The organism is Pseudomonas sp. S2_A05 (assembly GCF_054668485.1).
Genome location: NZ_CP162775.1, coordinates 4,195,321 through 4,215,284 on the forward strand (window position 1 = coordinate 4,195,321; position 19,964 = coordinate 4,215,284).

General features: G+C 61.2%; 18 protein-coding genes and 1 pseudogene. 10 read left to right on the forward strand and 9 right to left on the reverse strand.

Going from position 1 to position 19,964, the window contains the following annotated elements; genetic code table 11:
- Positions 1-238 precede the first annotated feature (238 nt).
- Positions 239-685, reverse strand: a complete 447-nt coding sequence (locus tag AB4O12_RS19150; protein ID WP_016772851.1) for a response regulator — start codon at positions 683-685, stop codon at positions 239-241.
- Between the two features lie 255 nt (positions 686-940).
- Here AB4O12_RS19150 and AB4O12_RS19155 point away from each other — a divergent pair, with 255 nt between their 5' ends.
- The 8 genes from AB4O12_RS19155 (at position 941) to AB4O12_RS19190 (ending at position 10,047) form a co-directional block, all read left to right on the forward strand.
- Entirely contained in the window at positions 941-2,875 is a 1,935-nt protein-coding gene (locus tag AB4O12_RS19155; RefSeq protein ID WP_317633866.1) for a putative nucleotidyltransferase substrate binding domain-containing protein, read from the forward strand.
- Positions 2,872-3,579 carry a 3'-5' exonuclease gene (locus tag AB4O12_RS19160; protein WP_282387023.1) on the forward strand — a complete coding sequence of 236 codons (708 nt, stop codon included), beginning with the start codon at positions 2,872-2,874 and terminating at the stop codon, positions 3,577-3,579. Before AB4O12_RS19155 ends, AB4O12_RS19160 begins: the two co-directional genes overlap by 4 nt.
- 204 nt (positions 3,580-3,783) lie before the next feature.
- Positions 3,784-4,260, forward strand: a complete 477-nt coding sequence (locus AB4O12_RS19165) for an RNA polymerase sigma factor (RefSeq protein ID WP_221264883.1) — start codon at positions 3,784-3,786, stop codon at positions 4,258-4,260.
- Positions 4,257-5,231, forward strand: coding sequence for a FecR domain-containing protein (locus AB4O12_RS19170; protein WP_460059501.1), 975 nt, complete (start codon positions 4,257-4,259; stop codon positions 5,229-5,231). Before AB4O12_RS19165 ends, AB4O12_RS19170 begins: the two co-directional genes overlap by 4 nt.
- Positions 5,232-5,435: 204 nt before the next feature.
- Positions 5,436-7,874 (forward strand): TonB-dependent siderophore receptor, encoded by a 2,439-nt coding sequence (locus tag AB4O12_RS19175; protein ID WP_460059503.1) that lies wholly within the window; start codon positions 5,436-5,438, stop codon positions 7,872-7,874.
- A gap of 74 nt (positions 7,875-7,948) precedes the next feature.
- On the forward strand, positions 7,949-9,079 hold the full coding sequence (locus AB4O12_RS19180) for a PepSY-associated TM helix domain-containing protein (RefSeq protein ID WP_460059505.1): 1,131 nt from the start codon (positions 7,949-7,951) through the stop codon (positions 9,077-9,079).
- Positions 9,076-9,255, forward strand: coding sequence for a hypothetical protein (locus AB4O12_RS19185; protein WP_122748151.1), 180 nt, complete (start codon positions 9,076-9,078; stop codon positions 9,253-9,255). The genes AB4O12_RS19180 and AB4O12_RS19185 overlap by 4 nt, the downstream gene beginning before the upstream one ends.
- 162 nt (positions 9,256-9,417) lie before the next feature.
- Positions 9,418-10,047, forward strand: a complete 630-nt coding sequence (locus AB4O12_RS19190) for a glutathione S-transferase (protein ID WP_095181385.1) — start codon at positions 9,418-9,420, stop codon at positions 10,045-10,047.
- 181 nt (positions 10,048-10,228) lie between these two features.
- Here AB4O12_RS19190 and creD read toward each other — a convergent pair whose 3' ends face one another.
- The 4 genes and pseudogenes from creD to rloA2 form a co-directional block, all read right to left on the reverse strand.
- A complete protein-coding gene (gene creD / locus AB4O12_RS19195) occupies positions 10,229-11,596 on the reverse strand; it encodes a cell envelope integrity protein CreD (protein WP_256808045.1) in 1,368 nt (455 codons plus the stop codon).
- 132 nt (positions 11,597-11,728) lie between these two features.
- Positions 11,729-13,147, reverse strand: coding sequence for a two-component system sensor histidine kinase CreC (gene creC / locus AB4O12_RS19200; protein ID WP_252877020.1), 1,419 nt, complete (start codon positions 13,145-13,147; stop codon positions 11,729-11,731).
- Positions 13,147-13,827, reverse strand: a complete 681-nt coding sequence (creB, locus tag AB4O12_RS19205; protein WP_252877021.1) for a two-component system response regulator CreB — start codon at positions 13,825-13,827, stop codon at positions 13,147-13,149. Before creB ends, creC begins: the two co-directional genes overlap by 1 nt.
- A 69-nt stretch (positions 13,828-13,896) precedes the next feature.
- Positions 13,897-14,404: pseudogene (rloA2, locus tag AB4O12_RS19210) on the reverse strand (retropepsin-like aspartic peptidase RloA2).
- A 278-nt stretch (positions 14,405-14,682) separates the two neighbouring features.
- On the opposite strand from rloA2, the gene AB4O12_RS19215 reads away from it, so the two are divergent.
- Entirely contained in the window at positions 14,683-15,570 is an 888-nt protein-coding gene (locus AB4O12_RS19215) for an acyltransferase (RefSeq protein WP_256808042.1), read from the forward strand.
- Between the two features lies 1 nt (position 15,571).
- Here the strand turns inward: AB4O12_RS19215 and AB4O12_RS19220 are convergent, their stop codons facing one another.
- Positions 15,572-16,129: a DUF2780 domain-containing protein gene (locus AB4O12_RS19220; RefSeq protein WP_123443808.1), complete on the reverse strand. Its 558-nt coding sequence runs from the start codon at positions 16,127-16,129 to the stop codon at positions 15,572-15,574.
- A 282-nt stretch (positions 16,130-16,411) separates the two neighbouring features.
- On the opposite strand from AB4O12_RS19220, the gene AB4O12_RS19225 reads away from it, so the two are divergent.
- The gene (locus AB4O12_RS19225; RefSeq protein ID WP_056786558.1) at positions 16,412-16,720 is read left to right on the forward strand and encodes a hypothetical protein; all 309 of its coding nucleotides are present in this window, start codon (positions 16,412-16,414) and stop codon (positions 16,718-16,720) included.
- A 62-nt stretch (positions 16,721-16,782) separates the two neighbouring features.
- Here the strand turns inward: AB4O12_RS19225 and fdhA are convergent, their stop codons facing one another.
- The 3 genes from fdhA to AB4O12_RS19240 form a co-directional block, all read right to left on the reverse strand.
- A complete protein-coding gene (gene fdhA, locus AB4O12_RS19230; RefSeq protein ID WP_016772834.1) occupies positions 16,783-17,982 on the reverse strand; it encodes a formaldehyde dehydrogenase, glutathione-independent in 1,200 nt (399 codons plus the stop codon).
- A 175-nt stretch (positions 17,983-18,157) separates the two neighbouring features.
- Entirely contained in the window at positions 18,158-19,015 is an 858-nt protein-coding gene (gene purU / locus AB4O12_RS19235; protein ID WP_016772833.1) for a formyltetrahydrofolate deformylase, read from the reverse strand.
- 189 nt (positions 19,016-19,204) lie between these two features.
- Positions 19,205-19,837 (reverse strand): sarcosine oxidase subunit gamma, encoded by a 633-nt coding sequence (locus AB4O12_RS19240; RefSeq protein ID WP_016772832.1) that lies wholly within the window; start codon positions 19,835-19,837, stop codon positions 19,205-19,207.
- Between the last annotated feature and the right edge of the window lie 127 nt (positions 19,838-19,964).

Consider the following 19,964-nt stretch of genomic DNA (forward strand, 5'->3'; position numbering starts at 1 on the left):
GGCCCTGATCGAGAGATCAGGGCCTTTTTGTTTGTGAGGTGGATTGGATTGTTGTGGTGGGCTTGAGATCCATCCCCCTCACCCCAGCCCTCTCCCCCAAGGGGTAGAGGGGAAAGGGGAGCAGATTGGGGAAGTTTCAATTCCTGAGTTCGACTCATGAAATTCAGGTCGGTGTACCTCCAACATTCACCGCGGTCAGTCCCCTCTCCCTCTGGGAGAGGGTTAGGGTGAGGGGCTTCTAGGGCTCAATGCCCAATTCATGCTTCACCAACTCAAGCAACTTGCCCGTATCAATCGGCTTGAGCAGAAAATCCACCACGCTCAAATGCATCGCTTCGATCGCATCTTTCACGTCGGCATCGCCGGAGACGATGATGATTGGCATCGCTGCCCGTACCGATTCACGCACCTGGCGAATCAGCTCGAGGCCGTCGACATTGCCCATGCGCAGGTCGGTAATCACCAGACCGATCGAAGGCTTTTCATCGAGCATTTTCAGCGCGGTTTCACCGCTGGCTGCGGTCATGCAGCGAATGCCGTCCAGCGCGAGTATCTCCGACAACAGCTCGCGGGCGTCCTTGTCGTCGTCGACGATCAGGACACGCTGCGGCGGCAGATCAGGTTCGAGCATCACTGCGCTGAGCGCTTCCCGCTCGGCGTCGCTCAAAATATCGTGGTCGGACATGGCGCTCTCTAAATGTTCAAACAATCCCTGGCAAGTCGTCAGACATCACCGGACAGCGCTTCAATGTGCACTTCGTCGGATTTTTTTCCAAGTGGCTAGCGCAAGCTTTTCCGAGCTTTTGCGTAGGTTATTTCCGAAAATCGGCCAATGGTGGCAAAACCTAGACTTACGTCCAATGGGCACCCTGCCCGCCGGGGTTGACCATGGTGGCAACGATCCGACAACAACAATTCGAAAAAGACTGCGGTAATGGTTATGAGCAAAGCGGACGCCTTCACCCAGGCAGGGAAAACCGCGGTGTTGCAGAACATTCAGGGCACCCTGCAATTCCTTCAGCGCTTCCCGCCCTTCAATCAGATGGAACACGCCCACCTCGCCTATCTGGTGGAGCAATGTCAGCTGCGTTTTTTTGCCCAGGGCGAGAGCATCATCAAACCGGCTGACGGCCCGGTGGAGCACTTTTATATCGTCAAACAGGGTCGGGTGGTCGGCGAACGCCAGCACATCACCAAGCCCGGCACAGAGACCACCTTCGAAATCACCACCGGCGAATGCTTTCCGCTGGCGGCGCTGCTCGGTGAGCGCGCCACACGCACCGAACATCTGGCGGGCGAAGACACCTTCTGCCTGCAACTGAACAAACTGGCGTTCATCAAACTGTTCGCCCTTTCCAGCGCCTTCCGCGATTTCGCCTTGCGTGGGGTGAGCAGCCTGCTCGATCAGGTCAACCAGCAAGTCCAGCAAAAAGCCGTGGAGACCCTCGGCACCCAATACTCGCTGAACACTCGTCTCGGTGAACTCGCGATGCGCCATCCGGTGACTTGCAGCGCCGAGACGCCGCTGCGTGAAGCGGTGAAGCTGATGCACGAGCAACAGGTCGGCAGCATCGTCGCAGTGGATGAGCACAAGGCGCCGCTGGGGATTTTCACCCTGCGCGATTTGCGCCACGTGGTCGCCGAAGGTGTCGGTGATTTCAGCGACGCCATCGAACAGCACATGACCCGTTCACCGTTTTATCTGTCGCCGGATCACAGCGCCTTCGATGCGGCGATCGCCATGACCGAGCGGCACATCGCTCACGTCTGCCTGGTCAAGGATCAACGCCTGTGCGGTGTGGTGTCCGAGCGTGACCTGTTCTCCCTGCAACGGGTCGATCTGGTCCACCTCGCCCGGACCATCCGCAGCGCGCAACGGATCGAGCAACTGGTGACCTTGCGCGGCGAGATCGGCCAACTGGTCGAGCGCATGCTCGCCCACGGCGCGTCGTCGACGCAGATCACTCACATCATCACCCTGCTCAACGATCATACGGTGTGTCGGGTCATTGAACTGACCCTCGCCGAAAAGGGCGACCCGGGCGTGCCGTTCAGTTGGCTGTGTTTCGGCAGCGAGGGTCGACGCGAGCAGACGCTGCACACCGACCAGGACAACGGCATCCTGTTCGATGCTCGCGATGCGGCGCACGCAGCAGAAATACGCGGCAAGCTGCTGCCGATTGCCCAGCAGATCAACCAGAGCCTGGCGCAGTGCGGCTTTACACTGTGCAAGGGCAACATAATGGCCGGCAATCCCGAGCTGTGTCTGTCGCGGGCCGAATGGGCACGACGCTTCGCGGCGTTCATCCGCGAAGCCACGCCGGAGAACCTGCTGGGCTCGAGCATTTATTTCGACCTGCGCGTGGTCTGGGGCGATGAGCAAGGCTGCGAGCAATTGCGCCGGGGCATTCTCGATCAGGTCGCCGACAACCGTTTGTTCCAGCGCATGCTGGCCGAGAACGCGCTGCGCAATCGCCCTCCCGTTGGGCGCTTCCGTGAATTCGTGCTGGCCCGCAAGAACGGCGAGAAAGCCACGCTGGATCTGAAGATCCAGGGCCTGACGCCGTTCGTGGACGGCGCCCGTCTGCTGGCGCTGGCCAATGGCATTGACGCCAACAACACCCTCGAACGCTTTCGCCAACTGGTCGATAAAGAGGTCATCGAGCCGCTCGACGGCGCGGCGTATGAAGAGGCCTATCACTTCATTCAACAAACGCGGATGCAGCAGCATCAGTTGCAAACCCGGGAAAATCAGCCGTACTCCAACCGCGTCGATCCCGACAGCCTCAATCATCTCGACCGGCGCATCCTGCGCGAATCCCTGCGCCAGGCGCAGCGCCTGCAAAGCAGCCTGACCTTGCGGTATCAGCTATGAGCCTGTTCTCCTGGCTACGCCCGGCCAGCCCCGTGGTGTCGGCGGACTTGCAGCAGCGGCTGGCGAAGCTGCCGGCGCTTGCCGAGCTGAGCGAATGCAGCCTGCGCGAGCAGCGCTGGGTGGTGCTGGACCTGGAGACCACCGGCCTGAATATGAGCAAGGATCGGGTTCTGTCGATCGGCGCGGTGGTGATCGAGGACGGCGCGATCGATTTCCGTCAGCAGTTCGAACGCACCTTGCAATGCCGCGAATTGAAGCTCAGCCCCAGCGTGCTGATTCATGGCCTCGGCCCTAGTGCAATTGCCGCAGGCAGCGACCCAGCGGAAGCGTTGCTGGAGTTGCTGGAGTTCATCGGCGACAGCCCGGTGCTGGCGTTTCATGCGCCGTTCGATCAGCACATGCTCGGGCGTGCAGTGAAGGAGCACTTGGGGCATAAGCTGCAGCATGTGTTTCTGGATGTGGCGGACATTGCGCCGTTTCTGTGTCCGCAGGCGCAGATTCGCGAGGCCGGGCTGGATGAGTGGATCGAGTGGTTTCGCCTTGAAGTGTTCGAGCGGCATAACGCGAGTGCCGATGCACTGGCCACGGCGGAGTTGGCGTTGATTCTGTTCAGCCGCGCTCGGGCGCAGCAGATTTACAGTCCGTTGCAGTTGCAGCAGCGGTTGAGCCAGTGGAAGCGGCGGCAGCAGGCGCCGTCCTTCTAGCTTTTCGGCACCTCCCCAGCCGCCTTCGCGAGCAGGCTCGCTCCCACAAGGCAACGCGTTGCTTCAGATCACCTGACCAGTGGCCAATTGCTAACCATTCCCACCTCTGCCAGAATCGCGAACTATTCTCGTTAGTTAACATTTCCCAATCGGTGATGTCCGGTGTCGTCAGTGCCCAACCCCCACAGTGAGCTCGTCGGTGCGATGTATCGCGACCATCGCGGTTGGCTGCTGGCGTGGTTGCGGCGCAATGTGGCGTGTCCGCAGCGTGCCGAGGACCTGAGCCAGGACACCTTCGTGCGCCTGCTCAACCGCGACGAACTGCTGACGCCGCGCGAACCTCGGGCATTTCTGGTGGCGATCGCCAAAGGCCTGTTGTTTGACTACTTCCGCCGCGCCGCGCTGGAACAGGCCTACCTCACCGAACTGATGCTGATCCCCGAAGACGAACAGCCGTCGGTGGAAGAACAGCAAATGATCCTCGACGACCTAAAGGCCATCGATCGCCTGCTCGGCAAGTTGTCGACCAAGGCTCGTGCGGCCTTCCTGTATAACCGCCTCGACGGCCTCAGCCACGGCGAAATCGCCGCCAGACTCGGCGTGTCAGTGCCGCGCGTGCGGCAGTACCTGGCCCAAGGCCTGCGCCAGTGCTACATCGCCCTTTACGGTGAACCGACATGACCGCGGCCAGTTCGCGGCCGGTGCCGGCGCATGTGCTGGACGCGGCGATTGCCCGGCAATTGACCCTCGATTCGAGCACCGCACTGGAGCGCGAGGAATTCGCCAAATGGCACGCGGCACATGAAGAACACGCCCGCGCCTGGCGTCAGTTGGGCATGCTCGATCAGCGTTTCAGCGTCGCCAAAGGCCCGGCCCGAAGTGCGTTGCTGCAATCGCGCGAAGGCATCCGTCGGCGCGTGCGAAAACTCGGCAGCGGGCTGGCCAGTGTCGTGGTGATCATCGGGCTCGGGCTGTTTGTCAGCGAGCGCTATCTGCCGCTGGATTACTGGCTCGCCGATCAGCGCACCGCCACCGGTGAACAGCGCACCGTGCGCCTGTCCGACGGCACTCTGCTCAACCTCAATACCCACAGCGCGGTCGACGTACGCTTCGATGACGAGCGCCGCTTGATCGTGTTGCAGGAAGGCGAAATCCTCGTCGAGACCGGCCATGGCGATGCGCGGCCGTTTATCGTCGAAACCCGCGAAGGCAGCATGCGCGCGCTGGGCACGCGGTTTCTGGTCAAGCGCGAGGACGATGGCACCCGCCTGAGCGTGTTGCAGTCGGCGGTCGCGGCCCATGCCCAGGCCAACCCGCAAGAACAGATTCTGCGCGAAGGCCAGCAGGTGTTGCTGCGCAGTGACGGGCTGGGCTCGATTGCCGCCCTCGCCCCCGGCGCCGATGCCTGGACGCGCGGCATGCTGGTGGTGGACAACGCACGGCTGGGCGATCTGGTGCACGAGCTGGGGCGCTATCGTCGTGGCCATCTGGGCGTGGCGCCGGAAGTGGCCGATCTGCGCATTACCGGCAGCTTTCCGTTGCACGACACTGATAAGGCCCTGAGCGCTTTGCTGCCGACTCTGCCGGTGCAGATCGAGCGGCATACGCCGTATTGGGTCACCGTGGCGAAGGCTGATATCAAGCCTGAGTAATGCGTCGGCAGGAAAACCGCCTTCGCGAGCAGGCTCGCTCCCACATTGGCATGCGATCACCTGTGGGAGCGAGCCTGCTCGCGATGACGGCATCAGCCGCACAACCATTTCCAGCAAAAAATAATTTCCACCGAGCCCTATCACTTTTCCAATCTCGTCCGGCACACAGGCAATTGAGAAATATTTCCATTCAGGAGCCGCCGTATGTCCCGTTCGCCAGACACCTTGTTGCGCCCCAGTCTGCTGGCTTTTGCCATCGCTTTCGGCACGCCGCTGATCAGCAGCCCGTTGCTCGCCGCTGAGCAAGCGTCCAGCGTGCGCGCCTACAACCTGCCGGCGGCGCCGCTGTCGACCACCCTGAACCAGATCGCCAGCCAGAGCGGCCTCGCCCTGTCGCTCAATCCTGCGCTGGCCGCCGGCAAAACCTCGGCGCCGGTTAACGGCCAGTACGACGCCGCCGGGGCCCTGCGCGCGGCTTTGCGCGGTACCGGTCTGCAACTGGAACAGAGCAGCGCCGGCACCTACACCTTGGTGGCCGTGCCTGAAGGCACGCTGGCCCTGCCGGAAACTTCGGTCATCGGCGTGGAAAACTTCGAAAGCGCCTGGGGCCCAGTCGAAGGCTACACCGCGACCCGCACCGCCGCCGGCACCAAGACCGACACTGCGCTGGTCGAAGCACCGCGTTCGATTTCGGTGGCGACCCGCCAGCAAATGGACGACCGCAGCGTGCACAGCCTCGATGACGCCGTGCGCTACATGCCGGGCATCACCGCCAGCAGCTACGGCAGCGACACCCGTGCCGACTGGCTGCGCGTACGCGGTTTCGAGCCGACCCAATTCCTCGATGGCCTGCCGCTGCCCAAAGGCGTGTACGCCAACCCGAAACAGGAAACCTGGAACCTCGACCGCCTCGCCCTGCTGCGTGGCCCGGCCTCGTCGGTGTACGGCCAGACCCCGCCGGGTGGTTTGCTCGACATGGTCAGCCGCCGCCCGAGCGCTGAAGCCAGCAGTGAAATCCAGCTGCAATACGGCAGCGATAACCACCGCCAGATCAACTTCGCCAGCACCGGCAAGATCGATGACGCCGGGCAGTTTCTCTATGGCCTCAGCGGCGTGGTGCGCGACAGCGATACGCAAATCGACCACATCGACAACAAGCGCTACAACATCGCACCGAGCCTGACCTGGAACATCGACGACGATACAAAAATCACTCTACTGAGCCAGTTCACCCGCGACGATACCGGCGTCACCAGCCAGTTCTATCCCATCCAGGGCACCAAGATCGACATGCCGTTCGGCAAGATTTCCCATCACAAGAATCTCGGCGATCCCGACTACGATTATTACGACCGCACCTATTACGCGCTGGGTTATGCCTTCGAACATCGCCTCAACGATGTCTGGCAGTTCAAGCAGAATCTGCGCTACACCAAATCCGACCTGTCGTTCCAGACCGTGACCGTCAACAGTTACAACCCATCGTTTGCCGGATTTACCGTGGACGATCAAGGCAATGTCGGTCGCAGTACCACTAACGCCGACGAAGACATCAGCCAGTTCGCCGTGGACAACAACTTCCAGGCCGACTTCGCCACGGGCAACATTCGCCACACCTTGCTGCTGGGTCTGGATCACCAGCGCAGCAACACCAACTACACCTCGATTTTTGGCGATGGTCTGCAAACCAACGTTATCAACCCGATCTACGGCCAGCCGATCGTACGTCCAGCACGCTCCACCGCGTTTTACGACTACAACCAGAAGACCTACCAGACCGGCCTCTACGTGCAGGACCAAATGGCCCTCGACCAGTGGCGCCTGACCCTCGGCGGCCGTGAAGACTGGGTGCACACCAGCACCCAATTCATCAACCAGAGCGACACCACCAACACCCAGCGTGACAAGAAATTCAGCGGCAACGCGGCGCTCAGTTACGTCTTCGATAACGGCTTCGTGCCGTACCTGTCCTACGCCGAATCATTCCAGCCGACCACGGGCGCCGATGCCACCTCGACCGGCTCGCTCAAGCCAACCGAAGGCAAGCAGTGGGAACTGGGCATCAAATACCAGCCTCCGGGCAGCAAGACCCTGCTGACCGCCGCCGTGTATGACCTGACCCAGAAGAACGTCGCGGTGAACACCTTCGTCAACAACGTTTCGGTGACCAGCCAGACCGGCGAAGTGAAGGTCAAAGGCCTGGAACTCGAGGCCGTGTCGGATGTGACCGACAACCTCAAAGTCATCGCCGCCTACACCCTGGCCAAGTCCGAAGTGCAAAAAGGCGTCGACAAGGGCAATCGTCTGCAACTGATGCCCAACCAACAAGCCTCGCTGTGGACCGACTACACCTGGCACGCCGGCGTGCTCGACGGTTTCGGCATTGGCGCCGGCGTGCGCTACACCGGCAATACCTACGGCGACAAGGCCAACACCTGGCTGGGCAAGGCTGACGCCTACACCGTGTTCGACGCCAGCGTGCATTATGATCTCGGCCGTCTGGACAACAGCCTCAAAGGTGCGTCGCTGGCGGTGAACGCGACCAACCTGTTCGACAAGGACTACATTTCCACCTGCGACAGCTTCTACTGCTATTACGGCGACCAGCGCAGTGTCGTCGCCAGCGCCACTTACAAGTGGTAAGCCAGTGAGCTGAAACAGGCCCTGTTACCAAGCCGTCCGAACCGGGCGGCTTCGGTGTTTTTGAAGGTCATGCAATGAAAAGTAAAACCATCCGCCGCTGGTCGTTCATTCACACCTGGACCAGCCTGATCTGCACGGTGTTTCTGCTGATGCTGGCGCTGACCGGTCTGCCGCTGATTTTCAGCCACGAGATCGATCATTTGCTCGGCAACGCCCCGGAGCTGCGCGAGATGCCGGCCGACACGCCGCAACTCGACCTGCAGCAACTGGTCGATGCCGCGCAGAAACATCGCCCGGGCGAAGTCATGCAGTACTTCGGTTATGACGACGAAGAGCCGAACGCGGCGTTCGCGATCATGGCCAGGACTGCCGACACCGAGCCGAACTCTTCGCACACCTTCATGCTCGATGCGCGCACTGGCGAAGCGCTGGAAACCCCTTCGGCCAACGGAGGTTTGATGCTGTTCATCCTGCGCCTGCACGTCGACATGTTCGCCGGGCTGCCGGGCAAGCTGCTGCTGGCGTTCATGGGGCTGCTGTTTGTCGTGGCGATCGTCTCCGGCACGGTGCTGTACCTGCCATTCATGCGCCGCTTGAAATTCGGCACCGTGCGCCAGGACAAATCAACGCGCCTGCGCTGGCTCGATCTGCACAACCTGATCGGCGTCGTCACTTTGACCTGGTGCCTGGTGGTGGGCGTGACCGGGGTGATCAGCGCCTGCGCCGACCTGCTCATCGCCGCCTGGCGCAACGACGCGCTGACCACCCTGATCGCGCCGTATCGCGATGCGCCGCCGCTGACTCAACTGGCGCCGGCTACGCGGCTGCTCGACATCGCCGAGGAAGTCGCACCGGGGATGAAGCCGGATTTCATCGCCTTCCCCGGCACCCGTTTTTCCAGCGAGCACCATTATTCGGTGTTCATGAAGGGCGGCACGCACCTGACCTCGCACCTGCTGACACCGGTGCTGATCGACGCCACGACCTTGCAGGTCACCGCCGTGGCCGAACGGCCGTGGTACATGGACGCCATGGGCATGTCGCAGCCGCTGCACTTTGGTGACTACGGCGGCATGCCGATGAAGATTCTCTGGGCGACGCTGGATGTGCTGACGATCATCGTGCTGGCCAGTGGTGTGTATTTGTGGGTGGTGCGGCGCAAGGCGGCCAAGCCTGTATTGGAAGCGGCGGAGGCCTCGGCATGAAGCCGCGTCAGTCGAGTTTCTGGAAGGTTTTCAGCACACCGATCGTGATCGCCTTGCTCAGTGCGGCGGGGCTGTTTGCGGCCTTGCTGGGGGATGGAATCTGGGATGCGTTGAGCTGGGTCGGGCTTGGCGTGCCGGCATTTCTGGCCATGAAAGGATTAATGCGGCGAAGCTGAGAATCCCTTGTGGGAGCGAGCCTGCTCGCGAAAGCGCCCAGACATTCAACATCAAAGTCGACTGTCACAACGCCTTCGCGAGCAGGCTCGCTCCCACATGGGTTCTGCGCCGCACGCGAGCAGGCTATGCTGCCCGATCATTGTCCTGATCGAGACCTTGCCATGTCCGCCCCCAGCATGACCCTGTACCACAACACCCTGTCGCCCTTCGTCCGCAAGGTCATGGTGCTGCTGCACGAAACCGGTCAGCAGGATCGTGTAGCGCTGCAGGACTGCGTGCTCAGCCCGGTCAGCCCGAACCCGGCGCTGATTGCCGACAACCCGCTGAGCAAGATCCCTGCCCTGCGTCTGGCCGATGGCAATGTCATCCATGACAGCCGCGTCATCCTCGAATACCTCGATCAGCAGCACGTCGGCAATCCGCTGATCCCCCGGGAAGGTGCGGCGCGCTGGCGGCGCCTGACCCTGGCGTCGATGGCTGACGGGATCATGGATGCCTCGGTGATGGTGCGTTATGAAACTGTGCTGCGCCCGGTGGAAAAACACTGGGACGAATGGCTCGACGCCCAGCGCGACAAGATCCGCCGCGCCCTCGCCGTGCTGGAAAACGAAGCAATTGCCGAGCTGACCAGCCATTTCGATGTCGCGGCGATCAGCGTGGCCTGCGCACTGGGCTATCTGGATCTGCGCTTCCCGGACATGGACTGGCGTGCAGCCAATCCGCAACTGGCCAACTGGTATTTCGAGGTGAGTCAGCGACCGTCCATGGTGGCGACGATGCCCAAGCCTTAGATCTGGGCTGCCTGTTCCGGCCTCTTCGCGAGCAGGCTCGCTCCCACAGTTGACCACATTCCAATGTGGGAGCGAGCTTGCTCGCGAATGCACCAACTCGGTTTCGGAGGTAGTGACGCAATAAGCAGCGTCACCAAAACCTCCGCTTCCCGCTGTTCCTCGCGTAACCCAAGCCACCCGCTCATTGCATCGCCTCCACGTCAAACTCCAGCGGCCTGGCCGGCTTCAAACCAATCCCGTACCAGTCCAGTTTGCGCGTCAGCACCATGAACACCCCGAGCAGACCGAACAGCATCAGCGAGCCCATCAGCAGCGCGTAATCCTCGGCACTTAGCAATCCGTACAGCAGGCCATACAGCGCCGCCAGCCCCGCCGAAAAACTCAAGCCATGCCGCGCGCTGCGCAGGACGTGGCTGACATAGAAGCCGATCAGCAACACGCAGCCACTCGCCGACAACAGATACGCCAGCGCAAAACCGATGTGTTCCGACAGCGACAACAGCAGCAGGTAAAAGAACGCCAGCGCGACACCGACCAAGGCATATTGCACCGGGTGCACCGCGAGGCTCTTGAGCACTTCGAAGAGGAAGAAACCGGCGAATGTCAGGACGATGAACAGCAGCGCGTATTTGATCGCCCGGTCGCTCTTCAGGTACTGATCCACAGGATCGATGAAGCTCACGCCGAAGCTGCGCCCGTTGAGTGCATCACAGTCGCCAGCGACGCAGCGCTCCATTGCCTCTTGCAGGTTGGTGGAGAAAAACGAGGTCTGCCAGTCGGCGCTGAAACCCTGATCGTTGATCTCGCGCTTGGCCGGGAGGAAGTTGCCGACGAAGCTGGGGTGCGGCCAATTGGCGGCGAGGCTGACGCTGCTGGTCTTGCCCACCGGCACCACTCGCAGCGAGCCGGTGCCTTGCAGGCGCAGGTCGAAACCGAAGGTCAGTTGCGTGGCTTTGCTGGCGTCGAGCGCCGGCAGAGTGACGTGTACACCCTCGCCGATCCAGGCCACTTCGCTGCCGGGCACGAAGTCCAGTTGCTGGCCGCCGAGCTCGAGTTTCAGCGCGTTTTCGATGCCGCGAATATCGCTGATACCCACAGCCAGGAACGGCGCGTCGAATTGGTAATCGGCAAAGTTCTCTTTGATGCCCAACTGCGCCGGCAGGGAAAAATGCCCATCGATGCGGTTGTCGGCGTGGAACAGTCGCGCCTCGTAAATGCCGCGTTTGCGCAGTTCGGTTTGCACCTGGCCGTCGAGTTCAAAACGCTCTGGCAGAAAGTACAGACGCCCGCGCGCTTCGCCGATCTCCTCGTAGCGCTTGTTGGTTTTCTCGTTGGTTTTCCAGGTGCGCACCACCTTGCGATATGGCACTACCATCACCGGCCCGGTCAGCTGCTGGCTGTAACTGGAGCTGCGCGCGATGTCTTCGAGCACACCGTCGCGCAGTTGCTGACGTTCGTCGATGATGCCGTCGATCATCAACAGCGGTATCAGCAACAGCAGGATCAACAAGGCAATCGCGCCGAGCTTGATGGTCAGATTCTTGTTCATGGGACTCTCCCTGTTTGGATGGGGGGAGTCTGCTGATGCGCTGTGGTGGGAGTGTGGGGGGAATATGGAGATTGTGTGGAGAATGCATTCTCCTGTGGGAGCGAGCCTGCTCGCGAAGGCAGCAACTGGGTCTCACGGCAAGCGCAATACCACCTCAACCCCGCCCTCGACATTGCCAATGCGCATCACCCCACCATGCAGCTTGACCACCTCCTCAACGAAGTTCAGCCCCAGCCCGGTGCTCTTGCGTCCGCTGTCCGGGCGCGGCAACGAGTAGAAGCGTTCGGTCAGGCGCGGCAAGGCGTAATCGGGAATCGGCGTGGTCTGGTTGAACAGGCGGAACTCGATCTGCTCGCCAACCCGCTCGGCACGCAAGCGCAGCAGGCCCTGCGCCGGGGTGAAATCCAAGGCGTTTTCCAGCAGATTGCCCAACGCCTGGCGCAGCAGAAACGGCTCGCCAATCAACAGCAGATCCTCGCCGATCGCTTGCTCGACGCGCAGTTGTTTGCCCTCGATCCGCGCGGCCTGCGCCTTGAGCAGTTCTGCGACCAACAGCGCCAGCGGTACTGCCACCCGTTCTTCCAGCCCTTGGCGCTGTTCGACCTGCGCCAGGTTGAGCAGGCGCTCGATCAACTGCTGCATCCGCGCGCTTTCGCTGTCGATGTTGCTGACAAAGCGCAAACGCTGGACGGCCGGCATCTCGCTTTGCAGCAACTCAGCCGCACCCCGAATGGCCGCCAGCGGACTCTTCAATTCATGGGTCAGGGTGTGCACATAGCGCTCGACGTAGGCCTTGCCTTCGAGCTGCGTGCGCATCTGCTCGACCGCCGTCGCCAGTTGCTCCAGTTCGCCGCCGCGATAATGCGGCACTTCCACGCGCCGGCCTTCGCTGACCGCCTGGGCATAACCGGTCAAACGATGTAGCGCACGGCTCAGCCACCACGACAACAGTGCACCGAACAGCAGACCGAGGCCGATCAGTCCGGCGCCGTAAAACAGCAAACGCCGCTCGGTGCGATCGACGTAGGGTTGCAACGAACTGTTGGGCTTGGCCACGGTGACCACGCCGATGATCTTGCCGTTGTCGCGGATCGGCGCACCGACGTGCATCACTGAAGAGCTCGGATCGTCAGGATCACTGCGGCTGGAGCGCGCGCCGTACTCGCCACGCAGGGTCAGGTAGACGTCGTTCCAGCGCGAATAATCCTGGCCGACCGCGACGCCGCTGGAGTCGAGCACGACGATGCCCTTGGCGTCGGTGACGTAGATGCGGTGGTTGACCTGATTTTTCGGCAAGCCCCAGATGGTCGCTTGCGGCTGCCGCTCGCCATAGGCGCGGAGCAATTGCGGCCAGCGGTTCTCGCTGAGGGTGCCGGCCTTGAAATCGTCGCGCAGGATTTCTGCCATCAGGTTGGCGGTGTCCACCAGCGTCTCTTCGGTGGACTGGCGCACGCCGGGGCGGATTTCCTCCATCACCGTGTTGAGGACGAAATAACCGGTCAGGCCGACAAACAGCACGTACACCAGAAAGATCCGCAGCCCCAGCGACATCAGCTGTGCCCCGGGCTATAGCTGTAACCGAGGCCGCGATGGGTCTGGATCGGCTCGGCTTCGGCGCGCACCAGGCGCAACTTGGCGCGCAGGCTTTTGATGTGGCTGTCGATGCTGCGTTCGTAACCGGCGTCTGCCGCTACGCCCAGCGCATCGAGCAATTGCTCGCGGCTGAACACCCGCTCAGGTTGTTCGAGCAGGCATTGCAACAAGCGGAATTCATGGCGGGTCAGGCTCAGCGGCTGGCCGCGATAGCTGATCTGCACGCGTTCGGCATCGATGCGAAACAGCGTTGAGCCTGCTTCCAGGGTTGCGCGCGGCGCCATGCGTTTGAGGATGGCTTTGACCCGCGCCGCCACTTCACGCGGGCTGAACGGCTTGACCACGTAATCGTCGGCACCGATCTCCAGACCCACCACGCGGTCGATCTCGGCGTCGCGGGCGCTGAGAAACAGCACCGGCACTTCCGTGAAGCGCCGCAACTGCTTGCAGGTTTCGAAGCCACTGATGTCCGGCAGACCGATATCGAGAATGATCAGGTCGGACGGGGTTTGCCGCTGATGCTCCAGCGCCGCCGCGCCGAGGTTCAGCCACGTGGTGCTGAACCCCTCGCCCTGCAAGGCAAAAATCAGTGTGTCGGCAATCGCCGCTTCGTCTTCGACAATCAGGATGTGCGGCATGGCGTCCGAGCCCGTGGCAGTTAGTGCGCGAACGGTGCCCCAAGCCCGGGGTTACGTCAATCAGACCACTTAGCAGTCAGGCTTGTCGGCGGTGTAACGCCGTGCCGGGTTGACCGCCGCGCCGAACTCACGCAAAGCCTTGGCGCCGATCAGCAGCGGATAGTTGAAGTGGCTGCGGTCGGTCAGATTGACCTCGACGGTGCGCTTGACGTTGCCCGAGGCACAGTTCCAGATCGACCACCGGGCGCTTGGCGACATCGCTGCTGTCGCGCTCTTCATCGTCCTCGTCGGAACGGCTTTTGATCTTGCTGATCCGCGCGACCTTGTGCTCGAAAACCTTGTTGCTGGCGTCCTTGGTGGCGAGGCGAAAACGCACCCAGTCTTCGCCATCACGGGTGAAGGTCTCGATGTCCTTGGCCGACAGCGAGGCGGTCAGCGCGCCAGTGTCCATCTTGGCCTTGAGCACTTCGCCACCGATTTCCGGCAGCGCGATGTATTCGTAGCGACCGTACAGCGTCGGCTCGGCGGCCATGACCGGCAGCGCGACGAGGGCAAACAGAGCAAGGAGGGATTTCACGTAAGGGGCTTCCTTGGAAATTGAGGGCGGCGGACTGGAGTTTTAGACACGCGCCGAGTTATTCGTTCGCTTCGGTCCTCTTCGCGAGCAGGCTCGCTCCCACATTTGAAATGCATTCCCCTGTGGGAGCGAGCCTGCTCGCGAAGAGGCCAGTGCATTCAGATCCAATCTTGAGCGAAGCATACCCGGCAAAAAGTGAAACATTCGTCAGCGCCGATTTGGCCTGTCGCGCGAAGCTGCTTATCATGGCTCGCCCCTGCCACTTCATAGAGTTGCTTATGCGCCGCCTGCTCACCGGCTGTTTCGTCACCCTGCTGCTGTTGCTCAACACCCTGATCCTGATCGGGCCATTGATGGTGTTTGCCCTGCTCAAACTGGTCGCACCCGGGCGCTGGCGGGATTACGCATCGGGGGCGGTGATGTGGATCGCCGAGACCTGGGCCGAAATCGACAAGCTGATCTTCCGGCTGTGCATCCCGACGCAATGGGACATTCGCGGCGGCGACGATCTGCGCCGCGACACGTCCTATCTGGTGGTCAGCAACCATCAATCGTGGGTCGACATTCCAGCACTGATCCAGACCCTCAACCGGCGCACGCCGTTCTTCAAGTTCTTTCTGAAGAAAGAGCTGATCTGGGTGCCGTTCCTGGGCTTGGCGTGGTGGGCGCTGGATTACCCGTTCATGAAGCGCTACACCAAAGCCTTTCTGGCAAAGAACCCCGAGCTGGCAGGCAAGGATCTGGAAATCACCAAAGCGGCGTGCGAGCTGTTCAAGCGCCAGCCGGTGACGGTGGTGAATTATCTGGAAGGCACGCGCTACACCCTGGCGAAAAGCACCCAGCAGGAATCACCGTTCAACCACTTGCTCAAACCCAAGGCCGGCGGCGTGGCGTTCGTGCTGGCGGCGATGGGTGAACAGCTCGACGCGATGCTCGACGTGACGGTGGTGTATCCGCAGGAAAAGATCCCGGGCTTCTGGGACCTGATCAGCGGCAACGTGCCGCGAGTGATCATCGACATCAGGACCCGCGAACTCGACCCGGCGCTGTGGCAGGGCGATTACGAGAAAGATCCGGCGTTTCGCCAGCGCGTCCAGAACTGGGTCAACCAGCTCTGGACCGAGAAGGATCAGCGCATCGTCGAGCTGCGCAACGAGCGCGGCTGACTCAAGTGCCGGTGCCGGTGCCCCAGATGCTGCCCAGGCTGCTCAACAGCGAACCACCGACGCCCTGCTGACCGAGATATTGCAGCAACACCGGGGCAAACTGGCCGATCATGCCACTGTCCATGCCCAGCGCGCTGAACGCGTTGTTCAGATCGTTGCTGTCTTTGACATTGCCCAGTGCATTCTCAAGGCCTGCGGACTTGCCGGACGAACCGAGCAAAGCCCCGAGCGCCGCCAGATTGCCGCTGCCACCGGACAGTTTGTCGATGCCCGGCACTTCCTTGGCCAGTTGCGAATAGTCGGTGCTGCTCAACTGATTCTTCGCCAGCCCAAGCATCGCACTGGTACCGCCAACGGCCTGCTCCGGCGTGACGTCCAGCGCACTCAAAGCACTCAACAAACCAGCGGTCTCCGAAGTCGGCGCTGCAGCGGCCGCCTTGTCACCACCTTGCATCCCCGCTACCGCACCGGCCACGTCGTTCAAACTGAAACCGGCAAACACCGGCCCGGCGGCCAGAGTCAGGAGCGATGCCAAGGCAAAACCGCGTGAAATCTTCATTCAGACATCCTCTTGTGGAAAAGCTGCCACCGGACAACGGCGACGAAACTGCCGGTTTGACCGGGTATTGGGCGGCATGTTCCTCCCGGCGCATCCCCTTCTCTACGCACTCACCTAAATGAATTGTTCAATCGTTGAATAGCCACTTCACTATTCGACTTCACACTGAAAACCCGACTATTTATTTCGATTGGAACTAACCAACTGTCAGATCTGACAGTTGGCAGTCATAACGATGCAAGTGAATATCTCCACTCCAATTACGTAACGGAGTACGAAAAGATGAAGTTGAAAATTGTCACTGGCGCCCTGCTTGGTCTGACCATGATGAGTACTGCCTATGCTGCAACCTGCCCAACGATATCAGTGACTCATGCGCAAGGCGCCGAAGATGTAACCTTCACTTCTGCCCGACTTAAAGATAAAGACACTGCTAATTCAGTTGTCATCTGCCGATACGAAGGTGAGGCAGACCTTGGCGTCTCGGCTGGCTACAGAAACGACACTCCGGTTCAAGCCACCGGTAGCAATTGGAATGGTGATGAGTGTGCAACCAAGGATGGTGACGCCCGCAAATGCGCCTTTAAATAACTGATCGTGTTCAGAACAAAAAAGGGCAGCCCGATCGGCTGCCCTTCTTACATGGGTAGAACTTACGCCGCACTGAACAACTTATGCGGATCAATCACAAACTTCTTCGGCACGCCCGCATCGAACTCGCCGTAACCTTCTGGCGCCTGATCGAGGCTGATCACTTGCACGCCGACTACTTCAGCGATGTTGATACGATCCCACATGATCGCCTGCATCAGTTGGCGGTTGTACTTCATCACTGGAGTTTGCCCAGTGTGGAAGCTGTGGGATTTCGCCCAGCCCAAGCCGAAGCGAATGCTCAGGCTGCCCATTTTCGCGGCAGCGTCGACGGCGCCCGGATCTTCGGTGACGTACAGGCCCGGGATACCGATCTTGCCGGCAACGCGCACCACGCCCATCAGTGAGTTGAGCACCGTGGCCGGGGCTTCGGCCTTGACGCCGTCGTGGCCGTGGCCGCGTGCTTCAAAGCCGACGCAGTCCACTGCGCAGTCGACTTCCGGCTCGCCCAGCAGCGCGGCGATCTGTTCGTGCAGCGGGGTATCCTTGGACAGGTCGACGACTTCAAAGCCCTGCGCCTTGGCATGGGCCAGGCGGATGGTGTTGACGTCGCCGACGATCACCACCGCAGCACCGAGCAAGCGTGCGGAAGCGGCAGCGGCCAGACCGACCGGACCGGCGCCGGCAATGTACACGGAGCTGCCCGGGCCAACGCCGGCAGTAACCGCGCCGTGGTAACCGGTCGGGAGGATGTCGGAGAGGCAGGTCAGGTCGCGGATTTTCTCCATGGCCTTGTCGCGATCCGGCAGTTTCAGCAGGTTGAAGTCGGCGTACGGCACCAGCACGTATTCGGCCTGGCCACCGGTCCAGTCGCCCATGTCGACGTAACCGTATGCGCCGCCGGCACGGGCCGGGTTGACGGTCAGGCAGACGCCGGTGTGTTGCTCCTTGCAGGAACGGCAGCGCCCGCAAGCCACGTTGAACGGAACAGAGACCAGATCGCCGATCTTCAGGTTTTCGACATCGGAGCCCTTTTCGATCACCTCGCCGGTGATTTCGTGACCCAGCACCAGACCGGTCTGCGCCGTGGTCCGGCCGCGCACCATGTGCTGGTCGGAGCCGCAGATGTTGGTGGAAACCACTTTGAGAATGACCCCGTGCTCGATCTTGCGACCACGCGGGTCCTGCATTTTCGGATAGTCGATTTTCTGTACTTCGACCTTGCCAGCGCCGAGATACACCACACCACGATTGCCAGACATGCTTTCACCTCGCTGTTGTTTTTATGGAACTGCGTTGCCCCGGTTGGGCAGCGCGTTGAGTGCTCGGGTATTGCTTGTTGGTCTTGCGTTGTTTGTTTTGGCCCCTTCGCGAGCAGGCTCGCTCCCACATTGGAATGCATACCCCTGTGGGAGCGAGCCTGCTCGCGAAAGCGATCTAGAGAACGACGGTTCTGTTGGCGTTCAGGAACACCCGTCTTTCGATGTGATACCCAACCGCCCGCGCCAAGGTCAGGCCTTCGATATCCCGGCCCTTGGCAATCAGGTCCTCGGGGTAATGACTGTGATCCACCGCCTCGACGCCCTGGGCGATGATCGGCCCTTCATCGAGGTCGTTGTTGATGTAATGCGCCGTCGCGCCCACCAGTTTCACGCCCTTGTTGTAAGCCTGGTGATAAGGCTTGGCGCCCTTGAAGCCCGGCAACAGCGAGTGATGAATGTTGATCGCCTTGCCGTCGAGCTTGCGGCACAGCTCCGGCGATAGCACCTGCATGTAGCGGGCGAGGATCACCAGTTCGGCACCGGCCTCTTCGATCACCTGCCAGACCTGACGCTCCTGCGCCGGTTTGTCGTTGGGGTCGAGAGGGAAATGGTAGTAGGGAATCTGGTGCCAGTCGGCCAACGGCTTGAGATCCGGATGGTTGGACACCACCGCCGCCACGTCCATCGACAACTGGCCGATGCGCTGGCGGTAGAGCAAGTCGTTGAGGCAGTGATCGGCCTTGGAGACCATGATCACAACTTTCGGCCGGTAGTTCGGCGCGGTCAGCTCGAAGAGCATGCCGAACGCTTCTCCGCGCTCGGCCAAACCTGCGCGGAAAGATTGTTCGTCGAAACCATCAGGCTGACGGAATTCCACGCGGATGAAAAAACGCCCGGAGAGGCGGTCATCGAACGAGTGGTGCTCGGTGACATAACAGCCCTGCTCGAACAGAAAACGCGTGACCGCGTCCACCGTGCCGAGGACGCTGGGGCAGTCGGCGGTCAGAATCCATGTGTCTGGGGCGCGGCTCATATTTTTTCCTCTGATCGTTCCTACGCTCTGCGTGGGAATGCCGCCATGGACGCTCTGCGTCCGCTCTTGGGACGCGGAGCGTCCCGGGATACATTCCCACGCGGAGCGTGGGAACGATCATCTATCTGCTCCCTTTCCCCTCTCCCCCTTGGGGAAGAGGGCTGGGGTGAGGGGGTAGCTTTTGATCTTTCAGGCCTGAACGCTGAGGCCGTACTCGGCCGAAGCATCCTGCAACCACAACCACCAGTAATCCGAGAAGCTGCGCCGGATCAGCAGTTCCCAGGTGTCTTCGGCGGTATGACGAATCATCAGCTGCGATTTGGCGAACACCGTGCCCACCGCTTTGCCGACCGGGAAGTTGTTCGGGTGCACGTCATAGCTGGTGGATTTCATCAGCACCTGGCGCACGTTCGGCCCGCTCAGTTCGAGGATCTGCTGGCCGCCGCTGACGTTGACAATGGCAATGTGCAGATCGCCCAGCGCTTCGCGCAGTTTCTGCTCGGCGGCGAATTCTTCGCCGCTTGGCACGATCAGCAGCCACTCGTCCGGGCCCATCCATTGCAGGCTGGTTTCGCCTTTGACGATCACGCTCAGCGCGCCGGGCAATTCAATGCCAAGCGCTTTGTGCACACCGGCCGCGAAGGCTGCATCGTGGCCATCGCCACGAATGGTCAGGTGGCCGAGGAGTTTTTTCTCACGCACGATCACGCCGGCGTTCTTGCGGCCCTTGCCGACCAGGCTGGCGAGGTCTGCATGGTGCAGCGACGACTCGGCACGGGCGCCGGTGGTCGGGCGTTGCTGGTAAACATTGGCTGTGGTCATAAAGCACCTTCTTGTATTGATCGTTCCCACGCTCTGCGTGGGCATGCCGCCATGGACGCTCTGTGTCCGCTCTTGGGACGCGGAGCGTCCCGGGATGCATTCCCACGCAGAGCGTGGGAACGATCAG

What these genes read in the sequence shown, in the direction of transcription:
- AB4O12_RS19150 (WP_016772851.1), bottom strand. Translation starts at nt 685, where the DNA reads ATGTCCGACCACGATATTTTGAGCGACGCCGAGCGGGAAGCGCTCAGC.
- AB4O12_RS19155 (WP_317633866.1), top strand. Translation starts at nt 941, where the DNA reads ATGAGCAAAGCGGACGCCTTCACCCAGGCAGGGAAAACCGCGGTGTTG.
- AB4O12_RS19160 (WP_282387023.1), top strand. Translation starts at nt 2,872, where the DNA reads ATGAGCCTGTTCTCCTGGCTACGCCCGGCCAGCCCCGTGGTGTCGGCG.
- AB4O12_RS19165 (WP_221264883.1), top strand. Translation starts at nt 3,784, where the DNA reads ATGTATCGCGACCATCGCGGTTGGCTGCTGGCGTGGTTGCGGCGCAAT.
- AB4O12_RS19170 (WP_460059501.1), top strand. Translation starts at nt 4,257, where the DNA reads ATGACCGCGGCCAGTTCGCGGCCGGTGCCGGCGCATGTGCTGGACGCG.
- AB4O12_RS19175 (WP_460059503.1), top strand. Translation starts at nt 5,436, where the DNA reads ATGTCCCGTTCGCCAGACACCTTGTTGCGCCCCAGTCTGCTGGCTTTT.
- AB4O12_RS19180 (WP_460059505.1), top strand. Translation starts at nt 7,949, where the DNA reads ATGAAAAGTAAAACCATCCGCCGCTGGTCGTTCATTCACACCTGGACC.
- AB4O12_RS19185 (WP_122748151.1), top strand. Translation starts at nt 9,076, where the DNA reads ATGAAGCCGCGTCAGTCGAGTTTCTGGAAGGTTTTCAGCACACCGATC.
- AB4O12_RS19190 (WP_095181385.1), top strand. Translation starts at nt 9,418, where the DNA reads ATGTCCGCCCCCAGCATGACCCTGTACCACAACACCCTGTCGCCCTTC.
- creD (WP_256808045.1), bottom strand. Translation starts at nt 11,596, where the DNA reads ATGAACAAGAATCTGACCATCAAGCTCGGCGCGATTGCCTTGTTGATC.
- creC (WP_252877020.1), bottom strand. Translation starts at nt 13,147, where the DNA reads ATGTCGCTGGGGCTGCGGATCTTTCTGGTGTACGTGCTGTTTGTCGGC.
- creB (WP_252877021.1), bottom strand. Translation starts at nt 13,827, where the DNA reads ATGCCGCACATCCTGATTGTCGAAGACGAAGCGGCGATTGCCGACACA.
- AB4O12_RS19215 (WP_256808042.1), top strand. Translation starts at nt 14,683, where the DNA reads ATGCGCCGCCTGCTCACCGGCTGTTTCGTCACCCTGCTGCTGTTGCTC.
- AB4O12_RS19220 (WP_123443808.1), bottom strand. Translation starts at nt 16,129, where the DNA reads ATGAAGATTTCACGCGGTTTTGCCTTGGCATCGCTCCTGACTCTGGCC.
- AB4O12_RS19225 (WP_056786558.1), top strand. Translation starts at nt 16,412, where the DNA reads ATGAAGTTGAAAATTGTCACTGGCGCCCTGCTTGGTCTGACCATGATG.
- fdhA (WP_016772834.1), bottom strand. Translation starts at nt 17,982, where the DNA reads ATGTCTGGCAATCGTGGTGTGGTGTATCTCGGCGCTGGCAAGGTCGAA.
- purU (WP_016772833.1), bottom strand. Translation starts at nt 19,015, where the DNA reads ATGAGCCGCGCCCCAGACACATGGATTCTGACCGCCGACTGCCCCAGC.
- AB4O12_RS19240 (WP_016772832.1), bottom strand. Translation starts at nt 19,837, where the DNA reads ATGACCACAGCCAATGTTTACCAGCAACGCCCGACCACCGGCGCCCGT.